Origin of the sequence: Halomonas campaniensis (assembly GCF_002211105.1) — a bacterium.
GTDB classification, from domain to species: Bacteria; Pseudomonadota; Gammaproteobacteria; order Pseudomonadales; family Halomonadaceae; genus Vreelandella; species Vreelandella campaniensis_A.
The window spans coordinates 42,967-61,602 of the sequence record NZ_JPUA01000010.1; the positions used below are offsets into that span (position 1 = coordinate 42,967).

Annotated in this window: 16 protein-coding genes and 1 pseudogene; 8 read left to right on the forward strand and 9 right to left on the reverse strand. The window is 55.5% G+C overall.

Annotation, left to right across the window (positions count from 1 at the left end; all coding sequences use genetic code 11):
• The 3 genes from ispD to JI62_RS03690 all read right to left on the reverse strand — a co-directional run.
• The coding region (gene ispD / locus JI62_RS03680) for a 2-C-methyl-D-erythritol 4-phosphate cytidylyltransferase (protein ID WP_088698876.1) at nucleotides 1-624 on the reverse strand (624 nt) is incomplete at its 3' end.
• Nucleotides 621-959 (reverse strand): cell division protein FtsB, encoded by a 339-nt coding sequence (gene ftsB, locus JI62_RS03685; protein WP_088698877.1) that lies wholly within the window; start codon nucleotides 957-959, stop codon nucleotides 621-623. The genes ftsB and ispD, both read right to left, overlap by 4 nt.
• A 181-nt stretch (nucleotides 960-1,140) precedes the next feature.
• Nucleotides 1,141-2,289 carry a GNAT family N-acetyltransferase gene (locus JI62_RS03690; RefSeq protein WP_088698878.1) on the reverse strand — a complete coding sequence of 383 codons (1,149 nt, stop codon included), beginning with the start codon at nucleotides 2,287-2,289 and terminating at the stop codon, nucleotides 1,141-1,143.
• Nucleotides 2,290-2,522: 233 nt separating this feature from the next.
• On the opposite strand from JI62_RS03690, the gene JI62_RS03695 reads away from it, so the two are divergent.
• From JI62_RS03695 to JI62_RS03710, 4 genes are all read left to right on the forward strand, one after another.
• Nucleotides 2,523-3,878: an aldehyde dehydrogenase family protein gene (locus JI62_RS03695; protein WP_088698879.1), complete on the forward strand. Its 1,356-nt coding sequence runs from the start codon at nucleotides 2,523-2,525 to the stop codon at nucleotides 3,876-3,878.
• Nucleotides 3,879-3,966: 88 nt separating this feature from the next.
• Nucleotides 3,967-6,204 (forward strand): GAF domain-containing hybrid sensor histidine kinase/response regulator, encoded by a 2,238-nt coding sequence (locus tag JI62_RS03700; protein ID WP_088698880.1) that lies wholly within the window; start codon nucleotides 3,967-3,969, stop codon nucleotides 6,202-6,204.
• The gene (locus JI62_RS03705) at nucleotides 6,201-7,967 is read left to right on the forward strand and encodes a putative bifunctional diguanylate cyclase/phosphodiesterase (protein ID WP_088698881.1); all 1,767 of its coding nucleotides are present in this window, start codon (nucleotides 6,201-6,203) and stop codon (nucleotides 7,965-7,967) included. Before JI62_RS03700 ends, JI62_RS03705 begins: the two co-directional genes overlap by 4 nt.
• The gene (locus JI62_RS03710; protein WP_088698882.1) at nucleotides 7,957-8,820 is read left to right on the forward strand and encodes a MurR/RpiR family transcriptional regulator; all 864 of its coding nucleotides are present in this window, start codon (nucleotides 7,957-7,959) and stop codon (nucleotides 8,818-8,820) included. The genes JI62_RS03705 and JI62_RS03710 overlap by 11 nt, the downstream gene beginning before the upstream one ends.
• 222 nt (nucleotides 8,821-9,042) lie before the next feature.
• Here JI62_RS03710 and JI62_RS03715 read toward each other — a convergent pair whose 3' ends face one another.
• Nucleotides 9,043-9,402 carry a RidA family protein gene (locus JI62_RS03715; protein ID WP_088698883.1) on the reverse strand — a complete coding sequence of 120 codons (360 nt, stop codon included), beginning with the start codon at nucleotides 9,400-9,402 and terminating at the stop codon, nucleotides 9,043-9,045.
• Nucleotides 9,403-9,474: 72 nt separating this feature from the next.
• Nucleotides 9,475-9,960: an Lrp/AsnC family transcriptional regulator gene (locus JI62_RS03720; RefSeq protein WP_088698884.1), complete on the reverse strand. Its 486-nt coding sequence runs from the start codon at nucleotides 9,958-9,960 to the stop codon at nucleotides 9,475-9,477.
• A 212-nt stretch (nucleotides 9,961-10,172) separates the two neighbouring features.
• Between JI62_RS03720 and JI62_RS03725 the strand changes: the two genes are divergently transcribed.
• Complete coding sequence (locus JI62_RS03725) at nucleotides 10,173-11,864, forward strand: 2-isopropylmalate synthase (RefSeq protein WP_088698885.1); 1,692 nt, start codon at nucleotides 10,173-10,175, stop codon at nucleotides 11,862-11,864.
• Between the two features lie 72 nt (nucleotides 11,865-11,936).
• Here the strand turns inward: JI62_RS03725 and JI62_RS03730 are convergent, their stop codons facing one another.
• On the reverse strand, nucleotides 11,937-12,791 hold the full coding sequence (locus JI62_RS03730; protein ID WP_088698886.1) for a universal stress protein: 855 nt from the start codon (nucleotides 12,789-12,791) through the stop codon (nucleotides 11,937-11,939).
• Nucleotides 12,792-12,955: 164 nt separating this feature from the next.
• Between JI62_RS03730 and crcB (JI62_RS03735) the strand changes: the two genes are divergently transcribed.
• Genes crcB (JI62_RS03735) through JI62_RS03745 form a run of 3 tightly spaced genes read left to right on the forward strand, consistent with a single transcriptional unit; the run spans nucleotide 12,956 to nucleotide 14,747 of the window.
• Nucleotides 12,956-13,357 (forward strand): fluoride efflux transporter CrcB, encoded by a 402-nt coding sequence (gene crcB / locus JI62_RS03735; RefSeq protein ID WP_088698887.1) that lies wholly within the window; start codon nucleotides 12,956-12,958, stop codon nucleotides 13,355-13,357.
• Nucleotides 13,354-13,740 carry a fluoride efflux transporter CrcB gene (gene crcB / locus JI62_RS03740; RefSeq protein WP_088698888.1) on the forward strand — a complete coding sequence of 129 codons (387 nt, stop codon included), beginning with the start codon at nucleotides 13,354-13,356 and terminating at the stop codon, nucleotides 13,738-13,740. The genes crcB (JI62_RS03735) and crcB (JI62_RS03740) overlap by 4 nt, the downstream gene beginning before the upstream one ends.
• A gap of 29 nt (nucleotides 13,741-13,769) precedes the next feature.
• Complete coding sequence (locus JI62_RS03745) at nucleotides 13,770-14,747, forward strand: arsenic resistance protein (protein ID WP_088698889.1); 978 nt, start codon at nucleotides 13,770-13,772, stop codon at nucleotides 14,745-14,747.
• On the opposite strand, the gene cfa is transcribed toward JI62_RS03745, so the two are convergent.
• The 3 genes and pseudogenes from cfa to JI62_RS03760 all read right to left on the reverse strand — a co-directional run bounded on the left by cfa (nucleotide 14,744) and on the right by JI62_RS03760 (nucleotide 18,479).
• Complete coding sequence (cfa, locus tag JI62_RS03750; protein WP_170938471.1) at nucleotides 14,744-15,898, reverse strand: cyclopropane fatty acyl phospholipid synthase; 1,155 nt, start codon at nucleotides 15,896-15,898, stop codon at nucleotides 14,744-14,746. The two genes, JI62_RS03745 and cfa, sit on opposite strands and share 4 nt — an antisense overlap.
• 213 nt (nucleotides 15,899-16,111) lie before the next feature.
• Nucleotides 16,112-16,969: pseudogene (locus JI62_RS03755) on the reverse strand (universal stress protein).
• 19 nt (nucleotides 16,970-16,988) lie between these two features.
• Nucleotides 16,989-18,479, reverse strand: a complete 1,491-nt coding sequence (locus JI62_RS03760) for a SulP family inorganic anion transporter (protein ID WP_088698891.1) — start codon at nucleotides 18,477-18,479, stop codon at nucleotides 16,989-16,991.
• Between the last annotated feature and the right edge of the window lie 157 nt (nucleotides 18,480-18,636).

Consider the following 18,636-nt stretch of genomic DNA (forward strand, 5'->3'; position numbering starts at 1 on the left):
GTTGTCGCGCCGCCCAGTTACCAGCTGTGGGCACTCGCCCAAGGCTTCAACCGCCGAGGCCTCATCGGTCACCAGCGTTTGCTGCTGGCGAGCGGTTTCCAGTGCTCGCCGCAGCAGCGCATAGCGAAAGCCCTGGGGGGTTAGTGCGTGCCACAACCCCTCCCGGGGTTCAGTGCGCGCGCTTTGGCACTGGTCATCGGCACGTTTCATGGTATCGGCTACCGGCATCGCCAGAAGAGCGCCGGCGGAGTGGGTCGCCGCGGCTTGATAAAGCGCCAGAAGATCGTTCACGGTAATACAGGGACGAGCCACATCATGCACTAGCACCACATCGTCATCGTTGGCCGCCATCGCGTGCAGAGCATTTAATACGCTGTCCATTCGCTCGCTGCCGCCCTCCACCCGCTGCCAGTCATTAAAAGGCACCCAGTGAGGTAAAAACCAGCGGTCATCGGCATCCAGGCAGAGCACCAGACGAGCGCTAGGAAAAGCACGATGAAGACGCGCTAAGGTATGCGCCAGCACCGGCTGTTCATCGGCCAAGGTCAAATACTGTTTGGGTTTATCGGCCCCCATACGACGGCCTTGACCCGCCGCAGGAACAATTAACCAGATTTGACTCACTGCGGCGACTCCTGGGGAGCAACCAGACCTGCATTAATACCGATCAGCTCATTTTCAATCGCCACTCCCGGCACCCAGAAAAACTGCTCATCGGTGCGCACCATGCCCATATCGCTGCGGGCACGCTCCTCAATCGCGTCTAAACCGGTTTTTAAATCCGTCACCTCTGCCGCCAGCCGCGCATTGCGTTCGCGCATGGGCACATTGGCCGCCTCTTGCATCGCCACCCGCTGCTCCACGTGCTGTAAATCGCGCCAGCCGCCGTTGCCTAACCACAGCTCGTATTGCAGCAGCGCGAAGACAGCAAGCAATGTCAACACTAGCCATTTACGCATTACTGCTCTCCGATAACCTATCTATTACAGCCTAACGTTTACTTACGCTCGATTAAGCTGCAGGTAAAAATCACGTTTTAAAACAGCAGTTGTATCAAACAGACGCGCTGATTGGCGCGCATTATGCCATCAAGGCGCAACACCAGCGAGCCGTGCCTCGTTTAAATGGCAGCTTAAATGACTACTTAAAGGGCAGCGCTTGATGGGCCGCCTCACGGTAGGCGCTGACATGTTCGCCCTCTTGATGGCAAAACTGGGCGACACCCGCGGCAAGCCCAGGGTGACTAATATAGTGCAGCGAGCGCACGCGCTGGGGTGCAAAGCCGCGTACCAGCTTATGCTCGCCCTGAGTACCTGGATCAAACAGCGTTAAGCCACGCTGTAAACAGTAGTCGATCCCCTGGTAGTAGCAGGCCTCAAAATGCAGGCAATCAGCGACCACTTCGCTTCCCCAGTAGCGCCCATAGAGCGTGCTGCTGCCACAAAAATAGAGCGCTGCCGCCACCGGGCGCCCTTCAATGTATGCCTGTACCAGCACCAGCGCCTCCGGCATGGTTTGGCGCAGGCGCTCAAAAAAATCATGGTTTAAATAAGGGGGGCGGCCACGTTCATGATAGGTGATCGCATAGCAGCGATAGAAGTGCGCCATATCCGCTGAGGTGATCGCCTCGCCCTCCAAACGCGCTACCTGTAAGCCTTGCTCGGCGACCAAACGCCGCTCGCGCTTGATCATTTTGCGCCGTTTCGAGGTCAGGCTGGCTAGAAAGCCCTCAAAGTCACCGAAGCCGCGATCCCGCCACTGAAACTGTACACCTTCGCGGCTGATCAACTCAGGGCACTGTGCCTGCCAGGCGGCGACATCTGCCTCGTTGGCAAACAGCAGGTGCCAGCTTGATAGATCAAGGCGTTCGCACTGCTCCCGCCACGCGTTGGCCAGCAGTGCACGGACGGCCCTGGCGTCGGCGTGCCTGGCAATTAACGTGCGCGCCCCTGGCACTGGCGTGAACGGCACCGCGCTGAGGGCTTTGGGGTAGTAACGGCCCCCGGCGCGCTCCAGCGCTTCCGCCCAGCCCCAATCAAACACATACTCACCGTAGGAGTGATGCTTGCAATACATGGGCAGCGCCGCGACCAACTGTTCGCCTTGCCATACACTTAGATGGCACGGCTCCCAGCCCGTAGCCTCGCTGACAGACCCACTGGCCTCCAGGGCGTGTAAAAACGCGTGACGCAAAAATGGCTGATCGTCATCTACCAGTGAATCCCACTGGCTTGCCGTAATGGCCTCAATGGTGGGTAGAATAGTGATCGACAGTGGGGGTAACTGCATAACACCTTCCCGAGCGGATAGAGGCTAAAAGACCACTTTACACTAACTGTTTATAGAAACCGTTTACACTCATCATCTATACGCACTGGCCAGATCAACGGGCTAAATCAAAGAGCTAATTCAAAGAGCTAAATCAACGGCTGTGCCAACGAAGCCAATGAAAGCAGATGCGGCGCTTGAACTGCCGTACTTAACGTTAACGCCACGCCGGGAACGGCACATAAGGAGAGGCCATGACGCGCGATCTAACGGGTGACTTTCAAACGCAGCGCCAAGCGGCCGATCAAATGCCCTACCCGACGCTAACGGTGCGTCGTGACCGGTTGGCCCGTCTAGCGCGTATGACCAAGCACCACCAGCTTGAGATTATCCGTGCGATTCAGACGGATTTTGGCCAGCGCAGCGATGTGGAAATACGCATGGCTGAAATCAACGCGGTGCTCCACGCTATCCGCCACACTAGGCTACATCTATGGCATTGGATGCGCCCTTGGTCGGTCAGTATGCCGTGGCGACTAACGCCAGCCCGGGCACGCATTGCGCCACAGCCGCTGGGTATTGTCGGGGTGATATCCCCCTGGAATTACCCCTGGAGCTTGGCGCTAATGCCGATAGTGGATGCGTTTGCAGCAGGCAATGTGGTAATGCTCAAACCCAGCGAGCACTCCCCCGCCACCAGCAACCTCCTGCAACGCCTGGTAGCGCAATACTTCACCCTTGAAGAGTTCAAGGTAGTGGAAGGAGGTGTAGAGGTGGCGCGTCGTTTTAGCGAACTGCCGTTCGACCACTTGGTATTCACTGGCTCTACGGCGGTGGGCCGTCAGGTAGCCCAGGCAGCAGCGGTAAATTTAACCCCGGTGACACTTGAACTAGGTGGTAAGTCGCCCGCCATCGTGGCAGGCGACGCGGACTTTGATAAAGCGGCAACGGATATTATTTTTGGTAAAGGTATGAACGGCGGGCAAACTTGTATCGCTCCCGACTACGTGCTGGTTGAAAGCCGCCATATTAGTGCTGTGGTCAAAGCGTTGAGCGAAGCTATTCAACGCCAGCGGCCCGATGATCATGCGGCCACCCACGCGATTAACGCGGCCCACCAGCAGCGGCTCGATGCTATGCTGCAAGAAGCCCATGATCACGGCTGCAGAATCATCGATCACGGCCCTCATGCCCCTGCGCTGGTTATCGACCCGCACCGGGAGCTTCAGGTGATGCGCGAAGAAATTTTTGGCCGCTGTTTGCCGGTGATTGGCGTGAGCGATATGTCAGCGGCAATACGCTATGTCAATGCCCGCCCCCACCCACTAGCGCTGTATGCCTTCACACATGATAAGGGCTTACAGCAGCAGTTGCTGCAAACGACACGCTCTGGCGCGCTGGTGTCTAATGCCACTCTGCTCCATCACGCTGTGCCCTCGTTACCTTTTGGTGGCGTCGGCGAGAGCGGCATGGGGGCCTACCATGGTCGTCACGGCTTTGAACGTTTTAGCCATTTGCGTGGCATCTTCTATCAAGCTAAACGCTCGGCTAGCCGCATGCTGTATCCACCTTACCGGCGTTGGCTAATAAAACTGTTAGGTCTTGGCTAAAGCTTGTCGGTTAATGTCCGATATTTAGTTACCTACTCGTCTAACGACCTCATGGAATGTTTTATTAACTCTCAGCTTTGGAACGGCCATGCACGCCCCAGACACTCCTCATAACGAAACAGAGCGCCTGGCGGCTTTGCATGCCCTAGAGGTACTCGATACGCCTCACGACTCGGCTTTTGAGCGTTTGACGCAATTGGCACGTGACCTGTTCGGCGTGCCCATTGCTTTAGTGTCGCTGATTGATAAAGAGCGCCAGTGGTTCAAATCACACCGGGGGCTTGGTGTGTGTGAAACCAACCGAACCGTTTCATTCTGTGCCCATGCCATCGTCCATGATGCGCCGCTGGTCATTGAAGATACCCAGAAGGATGCGCGCTTTGCAGACAACCCGCTGGTCACCGACGCGCCGCACATCCGTTTTTACGCGGGTTATCCACTGCGGCCGCTGGAAGGTATGGCCATTGGTACGCTGTGTATTATTGATCGACAGCCGCGCCAGTTCAGCGAGCGGGATTTAACGCTACTCGGCAGTTTAGCGGGTCAGGTTGAGGAGCTACTCCGCCAACACAAGCTGCAGCTGGAGCTATCCCGCACTGCTCAACGGATGCATAAAGAGCAGAAACTGCTCAAAGTACTCCACCAAGGCATTACGGATTACCAAGCGCTGATGTCGGGCAGACGGCTGTGGGTGTTTCTAATGGAGGCGCTGCGCGAACTGACCGATAGCGACTACGCCCTGATTGGCGAAGTGCTGCCCACCAACACCACCAATGCCCTTAAAATTCACGCCATCACTGATCTTTCCTGGAGTGAGGAGTCACGCCACCTGATGGAGCAGTTGCGTAGCGGCGACATGACCATCACCAACCCCCACTCGCTGGTGGGCCGTGTGTTTGCGTTCGGTGAAGTGATTATGACCGACGATGTGTATGGCCACGCCCAACGCGGTGGTTTTCCTCCCGGGCATCCGCCCCTGCATAACTACCTCGGCGTGCCGATTTTCAGCGGCGAACAGTTAGTCGGTATGTACGCCATTGCCAACAGTAAACAGCCGCTTAACCAAGCGTTGCTGGATTGGCTACAGCCGTTTACCGACACCTGCTCGCTATTGATCAACCTTTACAGCCAAATGGCCGAGCGCGAACAGGTCATGCGCGATCTGGCCGCCGCCCGAGACCAGGCGGAAACCGCTAGCCGGGCGAAAAGCGAATTCCTGTCGTCGATGAGCCACGAACTCCGCACGCCGCTCAATGCGATTATCGGGTTTGCCCAAATACTGGCCAATAGCCGCCGCGAACCGCTGGGCGACAAACAGCATCGCCAGGTCTCCCAAATTGAGCGGAGTGGCCAGCATCTGCTTAGCTTGATTAACGAAGTGCTGGATTTGGCCAAGATCGAAGCGGGTCATATGACGCTCTCCATCGAGCCGATTATTCTCGCCAACGTATTTAACGATGCCTGCTCCACACTGGAACCCAGCGCCGAGGCAGCAGGCATCCATTTTCGCTATACATCGCCCAATGATCGTTGGCAGGTCAACGCCGACTACACGCGCACCAAACAAATACTTTTGAACCTGCTCTCCAATGCAATCAAGTACAACAGCACCAACGGCTCAATCGATATAGCCGTGGCCCACTTGGTTGACCATGTGCGCATCAGCGTGACCGACACCGGCCCCGGCATTGCCCCTGAACGACAGCACGAGCTATTCGAACCCTTTAATCGCCTTGATGCAGAAGGTGGCAGCATCGAAGGCTCCGGTATTGGCCTGGCGATTACCCGCGAGCTGGTCGAGCGTATGAACGGCGAGATCGGCGTAGACAGTCAGCCCGGCCAGGGCGCGACCTTTTGGTTTACCTTACCCACTGCTAACGCAGACGCTACCGCCGACGCGACTCCTGCGACTCACCCGGTTCATGCTCAGCCCAGCAATGCTTGTACGCTGCTCTATATCGAGGATAACCCTGCCAATCAGCGGCTGATGGAAGACATCATTGAAGAGCTGGGCGGGATAACGCTGCAGATTGCGCCCAGCGCCGAAATCGGCCTGGAAATAATGCGCCACTGCTCGCCTGCCCTGGTACTCATGGATGTCCACCTGCCGGGCATGAACGGCTACCAGACATTGGAAGCGATGCGCCGCGACCCACAGCTGCAAGCCTTGCCGGTGGTGGCCCTATCGGCCAACGCTCTGCCGGGCGACATCAAGCGCGGTTTGGAAGCAGGCTTTAACGGCTACCTCACCAAACCGCTTGAACTTGATAAACTAGAAGCCACCATTGCCCAGTTCATTCAGACTGCGTCAGGGAAGGAACCATGAGCCTTACTGAAAAACATCTGTTAATAGTGGATGACAGCACGGTTAACATCGAGCTCATGTTTGATCTTCTTGACGAGTATGGGTTTGAAAACATCCACGGGATCAATGACCCCCGTGAGGTGCTTCGCCACTGCCAGCAGCAGTTGCCGGATCTACTGCTGCTGGATATCCGTATGCCGCACCTAGACGGCTACGCAGTGATTGAAGAGCTCAGTGCACATTTTGCCGAGCAGATGCCGCCGATTATCGTGCTGACGGCGCAAATTGATGACGTGACCCGCCATCGGGCCCTGAGTATGGGCGTACGCGATTTCATCACTAAACCATTCAAGCAAGATGAAGTATTGCAACGCATACGCAATACCTTAAACATTGAACACCGCTACCAGGTGCGTGATAAGCAGGCCGACACTCTCGAACAGATGGTCGCCAAACGCACCCAAGAGTTAGATCGCCAGTCACGCACCGACCCTATTACCCAACTGCCTAACCGGCGTGGATTAGACCAGGCATTGCACAAAGCTGCCCTTAAAGCTTCCGGCACGGGGCTACTGTTTATCGCGATTGATAAACTCGATGATGTGGTGCGGCTGCACGGCTACCGGGTTGCCGATCAACTGCTGTGTTCGGTTAGCCAACGGCTACGCCAACAGCTCGACGCTGACTGCCTGCTCGGGATATGGGGAGGGAGCGAGCTGCTGGTCATTACCCCTACGGCAAACCCCACCCAACTGCTGCACCTGGCCGAGCAACTGCTCGAGTGTTTCGACCATGATCAGGTGCTGGAGGAGTTTCTGCTTCCCCTCAGTGCCCGTATCGGCATTAGTGCCGAAGCAAGCGACTTTGACACAGAACGCTTGGTACATATGGCGGCTTTAGCACTGCCACCTCTGGAGTCGCTCAAGGTTCAGTACTACACACCGGCGCTTGAGACCAAGCAGCGGCATCGGCTGCATATTCAGCAGGCGATCCGCGGCGCCACCGCGCGTGGCGAGATGTCGCTCGCCTTTCAACCCAAACTATCGCTGGCTGACCACAAGATTCTCGGCGCGGAAGCGCTGCTACGTTGGCAGCACCCGGAGTTCGGCCTCATCTCTCCAGGTGAATTTATTCCGCTGGCAGAGGCCAGCGGTGATATTCTCTGCATAGGCGACTGGGTGCTGGATGAAGCCATGCGCTATATCAGCACCTGGCGGGCACAAGGGCTGCTCAATGACGATTTTCATATTGCGGTGAATGTGGCCGCTCGTCAGTTAAGCCGCAAAGACTTTGCCCAACAGCTACTTGCTCGCCTTGAACAGTGGCAAATTCCCGAGCGCTTCCTAGCCCTGGAAGTGACCGAATCGGGGCTGGTAAGCGATATGAATCACGCTCGTCAGCAGCTTGCCCAATTGGCTGAAATGAATATCGCCGTGGCCATTGACGATTTTGGCACCGGCCAATCGTCGTTGGCGTATATTAAAACGTTGCCCTTCTCGACGCTTAAGATAGATCGTGCCTTTGTGATGGACTTGGAAACCAGCGCGATTGACCGTCAACTGGCGCATACCATTACTCAGCTTGCTCATAGTGTGGGCTGCGATGTAGTGGCAGAAGGCATCGAAAACTCAGCCCAGGCGGCTTACTTAAGCTCTATCGGCTGTGAAGCCGCGCAAGGCTACTTCTATGCTCGTCCGCTGTCTGCCGAAGCATTTTTGGCCTGGTGCAGCGAATGGAAGCCACTTTGTTCCACCCCCCATACGGAGACCGTTAATGGCTCATGACTTACTTGACCGCTTACGCGAACGTTTAGAAGAACTCAACCGCTCAGAGCGTAAAGTCGCCAATGTAATTCTTGAAGACCCAACGATCGCCACCAGCCTCAGCATTGCTAGCCTGGCTCAGGCGGCAAGCGTCAGCGAACCTACGGTTAATCGTTTCTGCCGCAACTTTGGCGCCAAAGGCTACCCTGATTTCAAAATCAAACTGGCCCAGAGCTTAGCCGGTGGTACACCCTACGTGACCCGCGCAGTGGAGCCCGGTGACACTGCCACCCAGTACACCCACAAAATTTTTGGCGCCACCATCGCCGCCCTCGATCAAGCCCAGCGCGAAATCGATATGAGCGCCGTCGAGCGCATGGTCGACTACCTCACCCAGGCCAAGCAGATCCACATTTTTGGCTTGGGCGCCTCCGGCGCGGTGGCTCAGGATGCCCAGCACAAGTTCTTCCGCTTCAACCTGCCGGTGATGGCCTACATTGATGTGCTGATGCAGCGCATGGTCGCCGCCGCTTGCCACACCGGGGATGTGGTAGTGATCATCTCCTACACCGGGCGCACCCGTGAGTTGGTGGATATCGCCCGTCTTGCACGGGAAGCCGGAGCAGTGGTACTCGGTATCACCGCGCCCAACTCGCCGGTAGCCAACGAGTGCACCGCCACCCTGGACGTCGCCACCCCCGAAGACACCGACCACTACATGCCGATGACCTCGCGGGTCATTCAGTTAACGCTGATTGATGCGCTGGCTACCGGGGTGACCTTGAGGCGCGGTGAAGACTTCTTACCCCACCTCAAGAAAATCAAAGACAGCCTGCGCGATACCCGCTTTCCGGTGGAAAAGCCTGGGAAGTGAACATGTTTGGATAGCTAATTGGTAAGGTGACGAGGGCAGGTTTCCGCGTGGGCGCTGTGAACCCATCCCTGGGCGCTACTTTTGCCATCTGACCGCCATGGATGGCGGGAATGCCGGAATTGTTGGGAACATTTTCCGGCCCTGGCAAAAGACCCTCGCTTCAACCTGCCCTCGTCCCCTAGAGATATGGCCATAAACTTTTAAGCGCTAAAGGATCAGCCGTTAGTGGCTCACCGCGGCAGTAACAGTAATTTCCACTTTGAGTTCATCGGCGGGCATGGGCGCACAGACACAGGTGCGCGCCGGTGCGTAGCCTGCGGGTACCCAGGCATCCCACACCTCGTTCATGGCGGCAAAGTCACCACCCTCTTTCAGGTAAATCGTTGCGCTTAACAACTGCTCACGGCTTGAACCAATCTCTTTCAGTAGCGCATCCACCCGCGCCAGCATGCTTTCCGTTTGGGCGTTGATATCGCCCTCGCGAGCCTCCGGGCCAGCCACTTGGCCGCACAGATAGGCCACACCCTGATGAATCACCGCTCGGCTCATGCGAGCTTTTGTATCGTGACGTTGGATGGCCATAGTGCAAACTCCTAATAGGTTGAGAAAAAGCAGTCTAAACCGCCTGGCTTACCCTTGACCATGCCTTCTTTATCAAAGCCGATCAGTTGGCACCGGGCGATGCTCAAACACCCGCCGGAGCACAAAGCTGGTATGTGCTCCAGTCACCCCCTCGATGCGGTTAATCACATGCAGCAGCAGGTGCTGGTAGTCGTCCATATCGCGTACCAGGATTTTGAGCTGAAAATCCGCCGCCTGTCCGGTAATGATCAGGCACTCGATGACGTTGGGTATCTCACGAATATGGCGCTCAAAATTATCGAAGCGCTCCGGCGTATGCTGATCCATGGAGATATGCAGCAGCGCCATTAATTGATAGCCCAGTTGGCGGGAATCGACCTCTGCGCGGTAGCGCACTATTAGGCCGTGCTCTTCCAGAGCCCGCACCCGGCGCAAACAGGGCGAAGGCGAAAGCCCAATGCGATCGGCTAACTCCTGGTTACTGATACGTCCCTCCTGCTGGACAATATCCAGAATATGGCGATCAAAACGATCCAACACCAGTGGCGATACCGACATAAAAGGCAGCTCCTGCCAAAAAATAAAATATTAAAGAAACTTCCTGCCAATTATTATCTAACATTCCCTATCTTCGCAAGAACCTAGCGCTGCAAACCCTTTACACTATACGAGTTGCCAAAAGCAGCGAATCACTCAGCACGGCCGCCACAAGCAGCCGCTATCCATAAAATGGTTATTTTCAGGAAGACCTCTACTTCAGGAAGTTCACTATGTCTGCTTTCGATCATCGCAAATATCGCCCTGCGCCCCGCGTGCCTGCCTTCAATCGCCAATGGCCGGATCGTGATCTGGATCACGCCCCTATCTGGGTGAGCGAAGATCTACGCGACGGCAACCAGGCGCTGCTTGAGCCGATGACCGTTGAGCAGAAGCAGCGCTTCTGGCAGCAGATCGTTAAAGTGGGCATTAAAGAAGTCATGGTGGGTTTCCCTTCTGCCAGCCAGCCCGACTACGACTTCGTGCGCTGGCTGATCGAAGAGGATCAGATTCCCGAGGATGTCACCATTGCAGTACTGGTGCAGTGCCGTGAACACCTTATTGAAAAGACCTTTGCCTCGCTGGTCGGTGCCAAGCGCGCCATTGTTCACCTCTATAACTCCACCTCCACCATTCAGCGCGAGCGGGTGTTTGAGATGGATCGTGCCGGGATTGTCGATATCGCGGTACAAGGGGCCACTTGGGTCAAAACCTACGCCGACCAATACCCCGAGATTGAGTGGTGTTTCGAGTACACCCCGGAAAGTTTTTCCAGCACCGAGATCGATTTCTCGCTGGAGATCTGCGAAGCGGTGATGGATGTGTGGCAACCAACGCCGGAGAATAAATGCATTCTCAACCTGCCCACCACGGTGGAAGTGGCCGGGCCGCACCATCACGCCGACCAGATTGAGTACTTTTGCCAGCACATCAGCCGCCGCGACAGCGTGATTATCTCGGTGCATACCCATAATGACCGCGGTGGTGCGGTAGCCTCTGCGGAGCTCGCCCTGTTGGCCGGCGCCGAGCGGGTGGAAGGCACCCTGCTGGGCAACGGCGAGCGTACCGGCAATATGGATATCGTCACCCTGGCCATGAACCTTTACAGCCAGGGCATCGATCCGCAGTTGGATCTCTCCAACCCGGATGAAATTATTCAAGTGGTCAACGAGTGCACCGGTATCGCCATGCACCCACGCCACCCCTGGGTGGGCGAGATGGTCTATACCGCTTTCTCGGGCAGCCATCAGGACGCGATTCGTAAATCCCTCAAGCACCAACAGCCCGACGAGCCGTGGCAAGTCGCTTATCTGCCTATCGATCCCCACGACATTGGCCGCGATTACCAGGCGGTGATTCGCGTCAATAGCCAGTCCGGCAAAGGCGGCATGGCCTTTCTGCTGGAGCGGGATTACGGCATTAACCTGCCACGCTGGATGATGCTGGCCTTGGCGCCCTTTGTTCAGCAAGAGAGCGAACGGCGCGCTAGCGAACTCTCCAGCGAAATGATTCGTCAGGTGATGTTCGACAACTTCACCCAGGAAGCACCGCTATCCCTAGTGGATTACCAACTCTCCAAAGGCCAGCAGGAGGGCATTGAGGTCACGCTGCAACAGGGTGATGAAACCCTGCGCCTCTCTGGCAAGGGCAACGGCGCGATGTCTGCATTTACCGATGCCTGGCAGCGCCACTCCGGCAGCAGTGTGGGAATTATCGATTACAGCGAGCACTCCCTGGGCGCCAGCAGTGAAGCCAATGCCATCGCCTTTGTGCAGCTCAATATCGATGGCCAGCGGCTCTGCGCGGTGGCCGAGGATAGCGATACCGTAAGTGCATCGCTCAAGGCGCTGCTGTCGGGTATCAATCTCACGGCTAAGCAAACCGGTCAAGAAACTCAATCCCAAGCTTCTGCACTGGCACTCTAACGAACGGTATAACGTACCCATGCTTAGTGGCGTCGTGTCGCTAAGCATGGGGTGAAATGGCGGCATTCACTATCAGCGCAGAATCAGCACCGGCAACTGAGCTTTACGCAACATCGTGGTGGTCGTGCTGCCGACCAGCAGGTGACGAATCCGCGAGTGGCCGTAGGCCCCCATCACCAGCATGTCGATATTCTTCTCTTGCTTATAGGTACGCAGCGTCTCTTCCACCTCGCCCGCGCGTATCGCCCCTTCGGCGGTGTGCCCGGCTTCCCGAAGGGCTTCCAGTGCCCAGTTCAGCTGCGAGCGGTTTTCAGCGGTTTCCGCACCCACAATCACCACGTGGCAAGTGGCGCCCTCAAACAGCGGGCTTTTGGCCAGCATTTCAACGCCTTTACGCGCAGTGTTACTACCGTCGAACGCCATCATCACATTGTGCGGGTGAGTAAACTGTTTCGGCACCATAAGAATTGGCCGGTGCACTTCCCTCACCACGCGCTCAAGGTTGGAGCCTAAATGACCGCTGGCCTGGTGCGCCGTCTCACCTCGTTTGCCCACCACCAAAAGCCTTACGTCTTTTTCGTGCTCGACCAGGGTTTCCACCAGGGTGCCATTGCGCTGCAAGCACTGGGGGGCGGCAATACCAGCGTTGGCCGCGCGCTCCTTGGCAGCGTCGAGTAACAGGCGGCCACGTTCACGGGAGACTTTTGCATGCTGCTCCTCAATGTCGGACAGCTTTTCCAGCAAGTGTTCTCGGGTACCCAAGCCTAGATTACCGGTTAAATCCGGCTCGGCTACCTGGGCGTGGTTATCCACAGTATGAATAAAACTAAGCGGCGCATTGAGTGCTTTGGCAGCCCATACTGCGTAATCACACACACCTTCTGAAAACTGAGAACTATCGATAGCTGCCAACACGCGATCTGACATGGGTTACTTCTCCTTGAGCGGGTGCATCAACATTATTGTTATTCTCTTCCTTTTCTACACGAACTCATTGACCCGGGACACTCTAAAACGTTCTTACCTGCTTCGGACGCTATAGTACCCGCATGTTAAACTTAGCGGCCTATTGAGGTGCTTCAGGGGGAAGCATGGGACATGGCTTAACAAGCGTACTGTTAGTCGCGCTAGGCGGCGCGTTGGGTGGTATGGGGCGATTTGCGATTTCTAATCTACTCGCCCGCTACCTAGGTAAAGCCTTTCCCTGGGGAACTCTGGCGGTTAACGCCAGCGGAGCCTTTCTAGCGGGCTGGATGCTCGGCAGTCTAGGTATCGCCAGCGCCCCGTCTCCCCTATGGCTGTTCACCGTGGCCGGTCTACTGGGTGGCTACACCACGGTCTCCTCTTTTAGCTTGCAAACCATTGAGCTATGGCAGGGCGGCCAACAACTCCGCGCCAGCGTAAATATTGGCGCCACGCTCCTACTCGGCTTAACCATGGTATCCATTGGCTGGTTGTTATCAGGCGCTTCATTGCCAGGAGCGACCTTATGAGCACCTGGAAGGCTTACCTTGCAGTGGGTGTCGGCAGCGGCGTTGGCAGCACGTTGCGCTATGGCGTTTCGCTAATAGCGCAGGCAGCACTAGGGAGTTATTTCCCCTGGGGAACACTTATCGTTAACGTACTGGGTTCGTGCTTAATCGGTTGGTTGGCCGCTACCCTCTCGCGCTCTCCCCACAGCCAACTAGCGCGTTTTCAGCCATTACTGGTGGCCGGTTTTTGCGGCGGTTTTACCACCTTTTCGCTGTTCAGCTTAGAGACGCTGCATCTGGTGCAGTTAGGCCGACCGGGGATTGCGCTGATTTATATTGTGGTCAGTCTCCCCCTCTGGCTGGGTGCCGCCGTGGTGGGTGAGCGCTTGGCGCTTTTTCGTTAGCAAAACCGTCAACCACAGGATGTGCCAGCATGCGCGATCAGATGGAAAAGCATCAGTCTTGGCTCTACCTGGCTTTCATTGGTTTAGGCCTTGCGCTAGGCATCGGCGCACCGCAATTCGCTGAGCCGTTAGCGCATTTTTTATGGCCACTGCTAGCGGTGCTGCTTTACGCCACCTTTACGCAAATACCTTTGCTACACATTGCCCGAAGCTTGGCTGACACACGCTTTATGGCCGCGCTCATGGTCGGTAACTTTATCGCCATCCCGGCCTTTTTAGCCCTGACTGTTATTTGGCTGCCGCTTTCTCCCGCCGTGCTGGCAGGCGTTTTACTGGTACTGCTGGTGCCTTGCACCGATTGGTTTATTACCTTTACGCATTTAGGCAAGGGTGATAGCGCTCGGGCGGTTGCCGCCGCACCACTACTGCTACTGGTGCAGTTAGTCGCGTTACCCGTTTATTTGTGGCTGTTCCTGGGCAGTGAGTGGTTTGGCCTTACGCTCTCTAAAGAGCTGCTTAGCGCTTTTGCAGGGCTTATTCTCACGCCTTTAGTACTCGCCTGGCTTACCGAGTATCTCGCCCAGAGACACAAAGCGGTTAAGCGCAGCGTGCATTGCTTAGGATTACTCCCAGTGCCTTTACTAGCCTTAGTGGTGTTTATGATTGCCGCCTCCCAGGTCAACACTGTGTTCGGTCTTAGCCGCGTGTTAATTCAGGTGGTATTTATCTTTATCGGCTTTTTACTCTTTGCGGCACTCTTGGGTAAGGGGCTTGGCAAGTTATTTAAACTGCCCACCGCCAGCGCTAGAACACTAGCGTTTAGCTTTGGTACGCGTAATTCCTTTGTGATGCTGCCCATCGCCCTGACGCTACCTAGCGCCTGGCAGGCAGCCATAGTGGTGGTGGTGTTTCAATCACTGGTAGAGCTATTGGGTATGGTGGCGTTCTTACGTTGGTTACCTAGCAAGCTAATACCAGAGCAAGCTAATACCAGAGCAAAAACTTAACTAACCCGCGTGTATCCTCCCAGCACCCCCTGTTTACTCATCACCAGTTGCCAAAGATGGATTTCCCTGGCCCGAAAGGCACCGGCACAGCTCAGCAAGTAGTAGCGCCACATGCGATAAAAACGCTCGCCATACTGGCTTGCAAATGTGGGCCAGTGCTTCTCAAAGTTGTTGTGCCATGCCATCAGGGTACGGTCGTAATCGGCCCCAAAATTATGCAGATCCTCGATTACAAACAGCGCTTCAGCGGCATCCATGATTTGCCCCAAGGCGGGTAGCTCGCCGTTTGGGAAGATATACTTATCAATCCAGGGGTCAGTCACCGTGTTGGCTATGTTTTTGCCGATGGTATGCAGCAAAAACAGCCCGTCATCTTTCAAACAGCGGTTAGCGACATTCATATACTCGCGGTAGTTTTTATGGCCCACATGCTCAAACATACCGATGCTCACAATGCGGTCAAACTGCTCGCTTTCATTACGGTAATCCTGCAAACGAAACTCTACCGGTAGCCCTTTTTTGATCAGCCGCTGTCCAAACTCCGCTTGCTCTTTGGAGATCGTCAGGCCTACGCACTCCACCCCATAATGCTCAGCCGCATAGGCCATAAAACTGCCCCAGCCGCAGCCAATATCCAGCACCCGCATACCAGGCTTTAATTGCAGTTTACGACACACCAGATCGAGTTTGGCCTCCTGGGCCTCGTCCAGGTTTTGGGCATTTTCCCAGTAGCCGCAGGTATAGGTCATGCGCTGATCGAGCATCGCCGCATAGAAATCGTTGCCTAGATCGTAGTGCTTTTGGCCCACCTCCCAGGCGCGCTTGACTGTTTGACGATTCAGCAGACGTGAGCGCAGCGAGTGATAAGCGAGTTGGGTGGGTTTGATGCGTTGTCCTAGCCGGGCACGCATTAAGCGGTAAAACAGTTCATCCAGCCGCTCTGCGTCCCACTCCCCCTTCATATAGCTTTCGCCAAGCCCCAGATTGCCTCGCGAAAGGGCGCTATCGATAACGCCGGGCGCATTCAACTGAATATCCCAAGGACGATGACCATCAAGCCTGATATCGGCTTGGGCGAGTAATTCGGCGACAAAACGGTGGGAGGGGGAAGCTTCATCGAAGCCAATAGGCGACTTTTCCAACATGGGCATGTTCACAGCAGGCTCCTCTCGCTATTCCAGGGGATGAATAGGTCACAACCTGTCTATCAGCATAGAACCGCATTGCAATATTAGCATCATTTGATGAATGATTTTTAACCATCAAAGGTAATAAAAAGCCGGCCCTCTCAACAAAAGAGGGCCGGCTGCAGGAAATAAATTGCAACCTAAGCTAACGGTGATGCGCTACCGCTTTGTTGAGCGTTAACGCAGAATCAACACTGGTATGTGGCTACCACGAAGCATTGCCGTCGTTGTACTCCCCACTAATAGGTGGCGAATACGCGAGTGCCCGTAGGCGCCCATCACCAGCAAGTCGATGGCATGCTCTTTTTCGTAGGTTTGCAGGGCTTCGTCTACCTCGCCAGCACGAATGGCGCCTTCGGCTTGATGACCGCCGTCGCGCAAAGTGTTTAACGCCCACTCAAGCTCAGAGCGGCGCTCAGCCGTTTCCGCACCTACGATCAGCACATGGCACTTGGCGCCAGCAAAGAGCGGTGACCGGGCCAGCATCTCGACCCCTTTACGAGCGGTTTTGCTGCCGTCAAAGGCCATCAAGATCTTTTCAGGACGCTTGAAGGTTTTCGGCACCATCAGGATAGGGCGGTGAAGTTCACGTACTACCCGCTCAAGGTTGGAGCCCAAATGACCGCTGGCCTGATGAGCGGTTTCACCGCGCTAACCCACTACCAGCAGCCGCATATTTTTTTCAAGCTCTACTAGCGTTTCGACCAGAGTACCGTTGAGCTGGCGGGTCATAGGGTCGCTTACCCCCTCTTCCAAAGCTCGCGCTTTGGCCGCTTCCAGCATCCACTTACCCTGCTCACGATTCACCTTAGCGCGCTGCTCGTCGAGCTCGGAAAGCTCTTTCATCAGCCGTTCGCGGGCACCGAAACGCAGGTTGCCGGAAAGGTTTTGCTCTTCGGGCACCTCGGAGTGATTATCGACCACATGCACAAAGGTTAACGGTGCACTCATAGCCAAGCTTGCCCAGGCGGCGTAATCGCAGATACCTTCAGAAAACTGGGAGCCGTCAATAGCGGCTAATACTTGATCTGTCATGTTGCGCTCCTTGCGTTGGTTAGTGGCCGCCCATCAGCTTTTCAACCGCTTCGGGGTCGTTATGTACCGCATAGCGATCCACTACCGTCGCACTGGCCTCGCTCAAGCCCACAAGCTCGACCTCGGTTCCTTCACGGCGGAATTTAATCACCACCCGATCCAGTGCCTGCACAGCAGTTACATCCCAAAAATGCGCACGAGAAAGATCAATCGTCACTTTCTCGATGCTTTCCTTAAGATCAAAAGCGGCCGTGAAACGCTCAGAAGATGCGAAGAATACTTGGCCGACCACCTGATATTCACGCTCCTTACCAGCTTCGATCTCTCTTGAACCGATGTAGAGAATGTTGCCGACTTTATTAGCAAAGAACAGCGCGGCAAGCAGCACACCGACAAACACGCCGATCGCCAGATTGTGCGTACTGACCGTGACCGCCACGGTAGCCAACATGACGATATTGGTACTTAGCGGATGTTTTTTCAGGTCTCGGATCGACTCCCAGCTAAAGGTGCCGATTGATACCATGATCATTACCGCCACCAGCGCTGCCATTGGAATCTGCGAGACCAAATCTGATAAAAAAACCACCAACATTAATAGCACCACGCCGGCAATCAGCGCCGATAAACGCGTACGGCCACCGGACTTAATGTTAATGACCGATTGGCCAATCATCGCACAGCCGGCCATGCCGCCCATCAGCCCCGCACCAATATTGGCAATTCCCTGTCCCTTGCACTCGCGGTTTTTATTACTCGGCGTATCGGTGAGATCATCGACAATGGTGGCAGTCATCATTGATTCAAGCAGGCCGACCACGGTTAGCATCATCGCGTAAGGTAGAATGATCCACAGCGTTTCCAGCGTCAGCGGCACGCTTGGCCACAGGAATACAGGCAGTGTATCAGGCAGTTCACCCATATCGCCGACGCTGCGGATATCCATACCGCTGATCATATAAACCGCGGTAAGCACCACAATACATACCAGCGGTGAGGGGATGGACTTACCGATGACAGGTAAATAGGGGAATAGATAGATAATGCCCAATCCGGCCAACGTCATGGCATAGACATGCCAAGTCACATCGGTCAACTCCGGTAGCTGTGCCATGAAAATCAAAATCGCCAGCGCGTTAACGAAGCCCGTCACCACTGAGCGCGACACGAAGCGCATCAAATCGGCGAGCTTCAGGTAACCAGCAATAATCTGTAGCACGCCCGTTAGCAGTGTGGCGGCCAGCAAATACTCAAGCCCATGCTCTCTCACCAGCGTCACCATCAGTAACGCCATAGCCCCTGTCGCCGCCGAAATCATGCCGGGGCGCCCCCCTGTGAAGGCAATGATCACTGCGATACAGAATGAAGCGTAAAGACCAACTTTAGGGTCAACGCCTGCAATGATTGAAAAAGCAATCGCCTCGGGAATCAGGGCAAGGGCGACAACGATTCCCGAGAGCGTGTCGCCTTTAATGTTGGAAAACCACTCTTGCTTGGTATAGAGAGACATTCAGGGAGTCCATGGCTGGAGTTTAAGATTTTACAAACTCTCGACGCGGCGCATCAGCGCACAACAGTGTGCGGCGTCAAACCGATGAGTCAGTGTTGGAACAAGCTAGGGTGCGGCTGGCAATAGAATGCCGCAACGCAATGACATCGCCATTAAC

Bases quoted from the DNA above. Each gene is read 5' to 3' on its own strand.
- ftsB (WP_088698877.1), bottom strand. From the start codon at position 959: ATGCGTAAATGGCTAGTGTTGACATTGCTTGCTGTCTTCGCGCTGCTG.
- JI62_RS03690 (WP_088698878.1), bottom strand. From the start codon at position 2,289: ATGCAGTTACCCCCACTGTCGATCACTATTCTACCCACCATTGAGGCC.
- JI62_RS03695 (WP_088698879.1), top strand. From the start codon at position 2,523: ATGACGCGCGATCTAACGGGTGACTTTCAAACGCAGCGCCAAGCGGCC.
- JI62_RS03700 (WP_088698880.1), top strand. From the start codon at position 3,967: ATGCACGCCCCAGACACTCCTCATAACGAAACAGAGCGCCTGGCGGCT.
- JI62_RS03705 (WP_088698881.1), top strand. From the start codon at position 6,201: ATGAGCCTTACTGAAAAACATCTGTTAATAGTGGATGACAGCACGGTT.
- JI62_RS03710 (WP_088698882.1), top strand. From the start codon at position 7,957: ATGGCTCATGACTTACTTGACCGCTTACGCGAACGTTTAGAAGAACTC.
- JI62_RS03715 (WP_088698883.1), bottom strand. From the start codon at position 9,402: ATGGCCATCCAACGTCACGATACAAAAGCTCGCATGAGCCGAGCGGTG.
- JI62_RS03720 (WP_088698884.1), bottom strand. From the start codon at position 9,960: ATGTCGGTATCGCCACTGGTGTTGGATCGTTTTGATCGCCATATTCTG.
- JI62_RS03725 (WP_088698885.1), top strand. From the start codon at position 10,173: ATGTCTGCTTTCGATCATCGCAAATATCGCCCTGCGCCCCGCGTGCCT.
- JI62_RS03730 (WP_088698886.1), bottom strand. From the start codon at position 12,791: ATGTCAGATCGCGTGTTGGCAGCTATCGATAGTTCTCAGTTTTCAGAA.
- crcB (WP_088698887.1), top strand. From the start codon at position 12,956: ATGGGACATGGCTTAACAAGCGTACTGTTAGTCGCGCTAGGCGGCGCG.
- crcB (WP_088698888.1), top strand. From the start codon at position 13,354: ATGAGCACCTGGAAGGCTTACCTTGCAGTGGGTGTCGGCAGCGGCGTT.
- JI62_RS03745 (WP_088698889.1), top strand. From the start codon at position 13,770: ATGCGCGATCAGATGGAAAAGCATCAGTCTTGGCTCTACCTGGCTTTC.
- cfa (WP_170938471.1), bottom strand. From the start codon at position 15,898: ATGCCCATGTTGGAAAAGTCGCCTATTGGCTTCGATGAAGCTTCCCCC.
- JI62_RS03760 (WP_088698891.1), bottom strand. From the start codon at position 18,479: ATGTCTCTCTATACCAAGCAAGAGTGGTTTTCCAACATTAAAGGCGAC.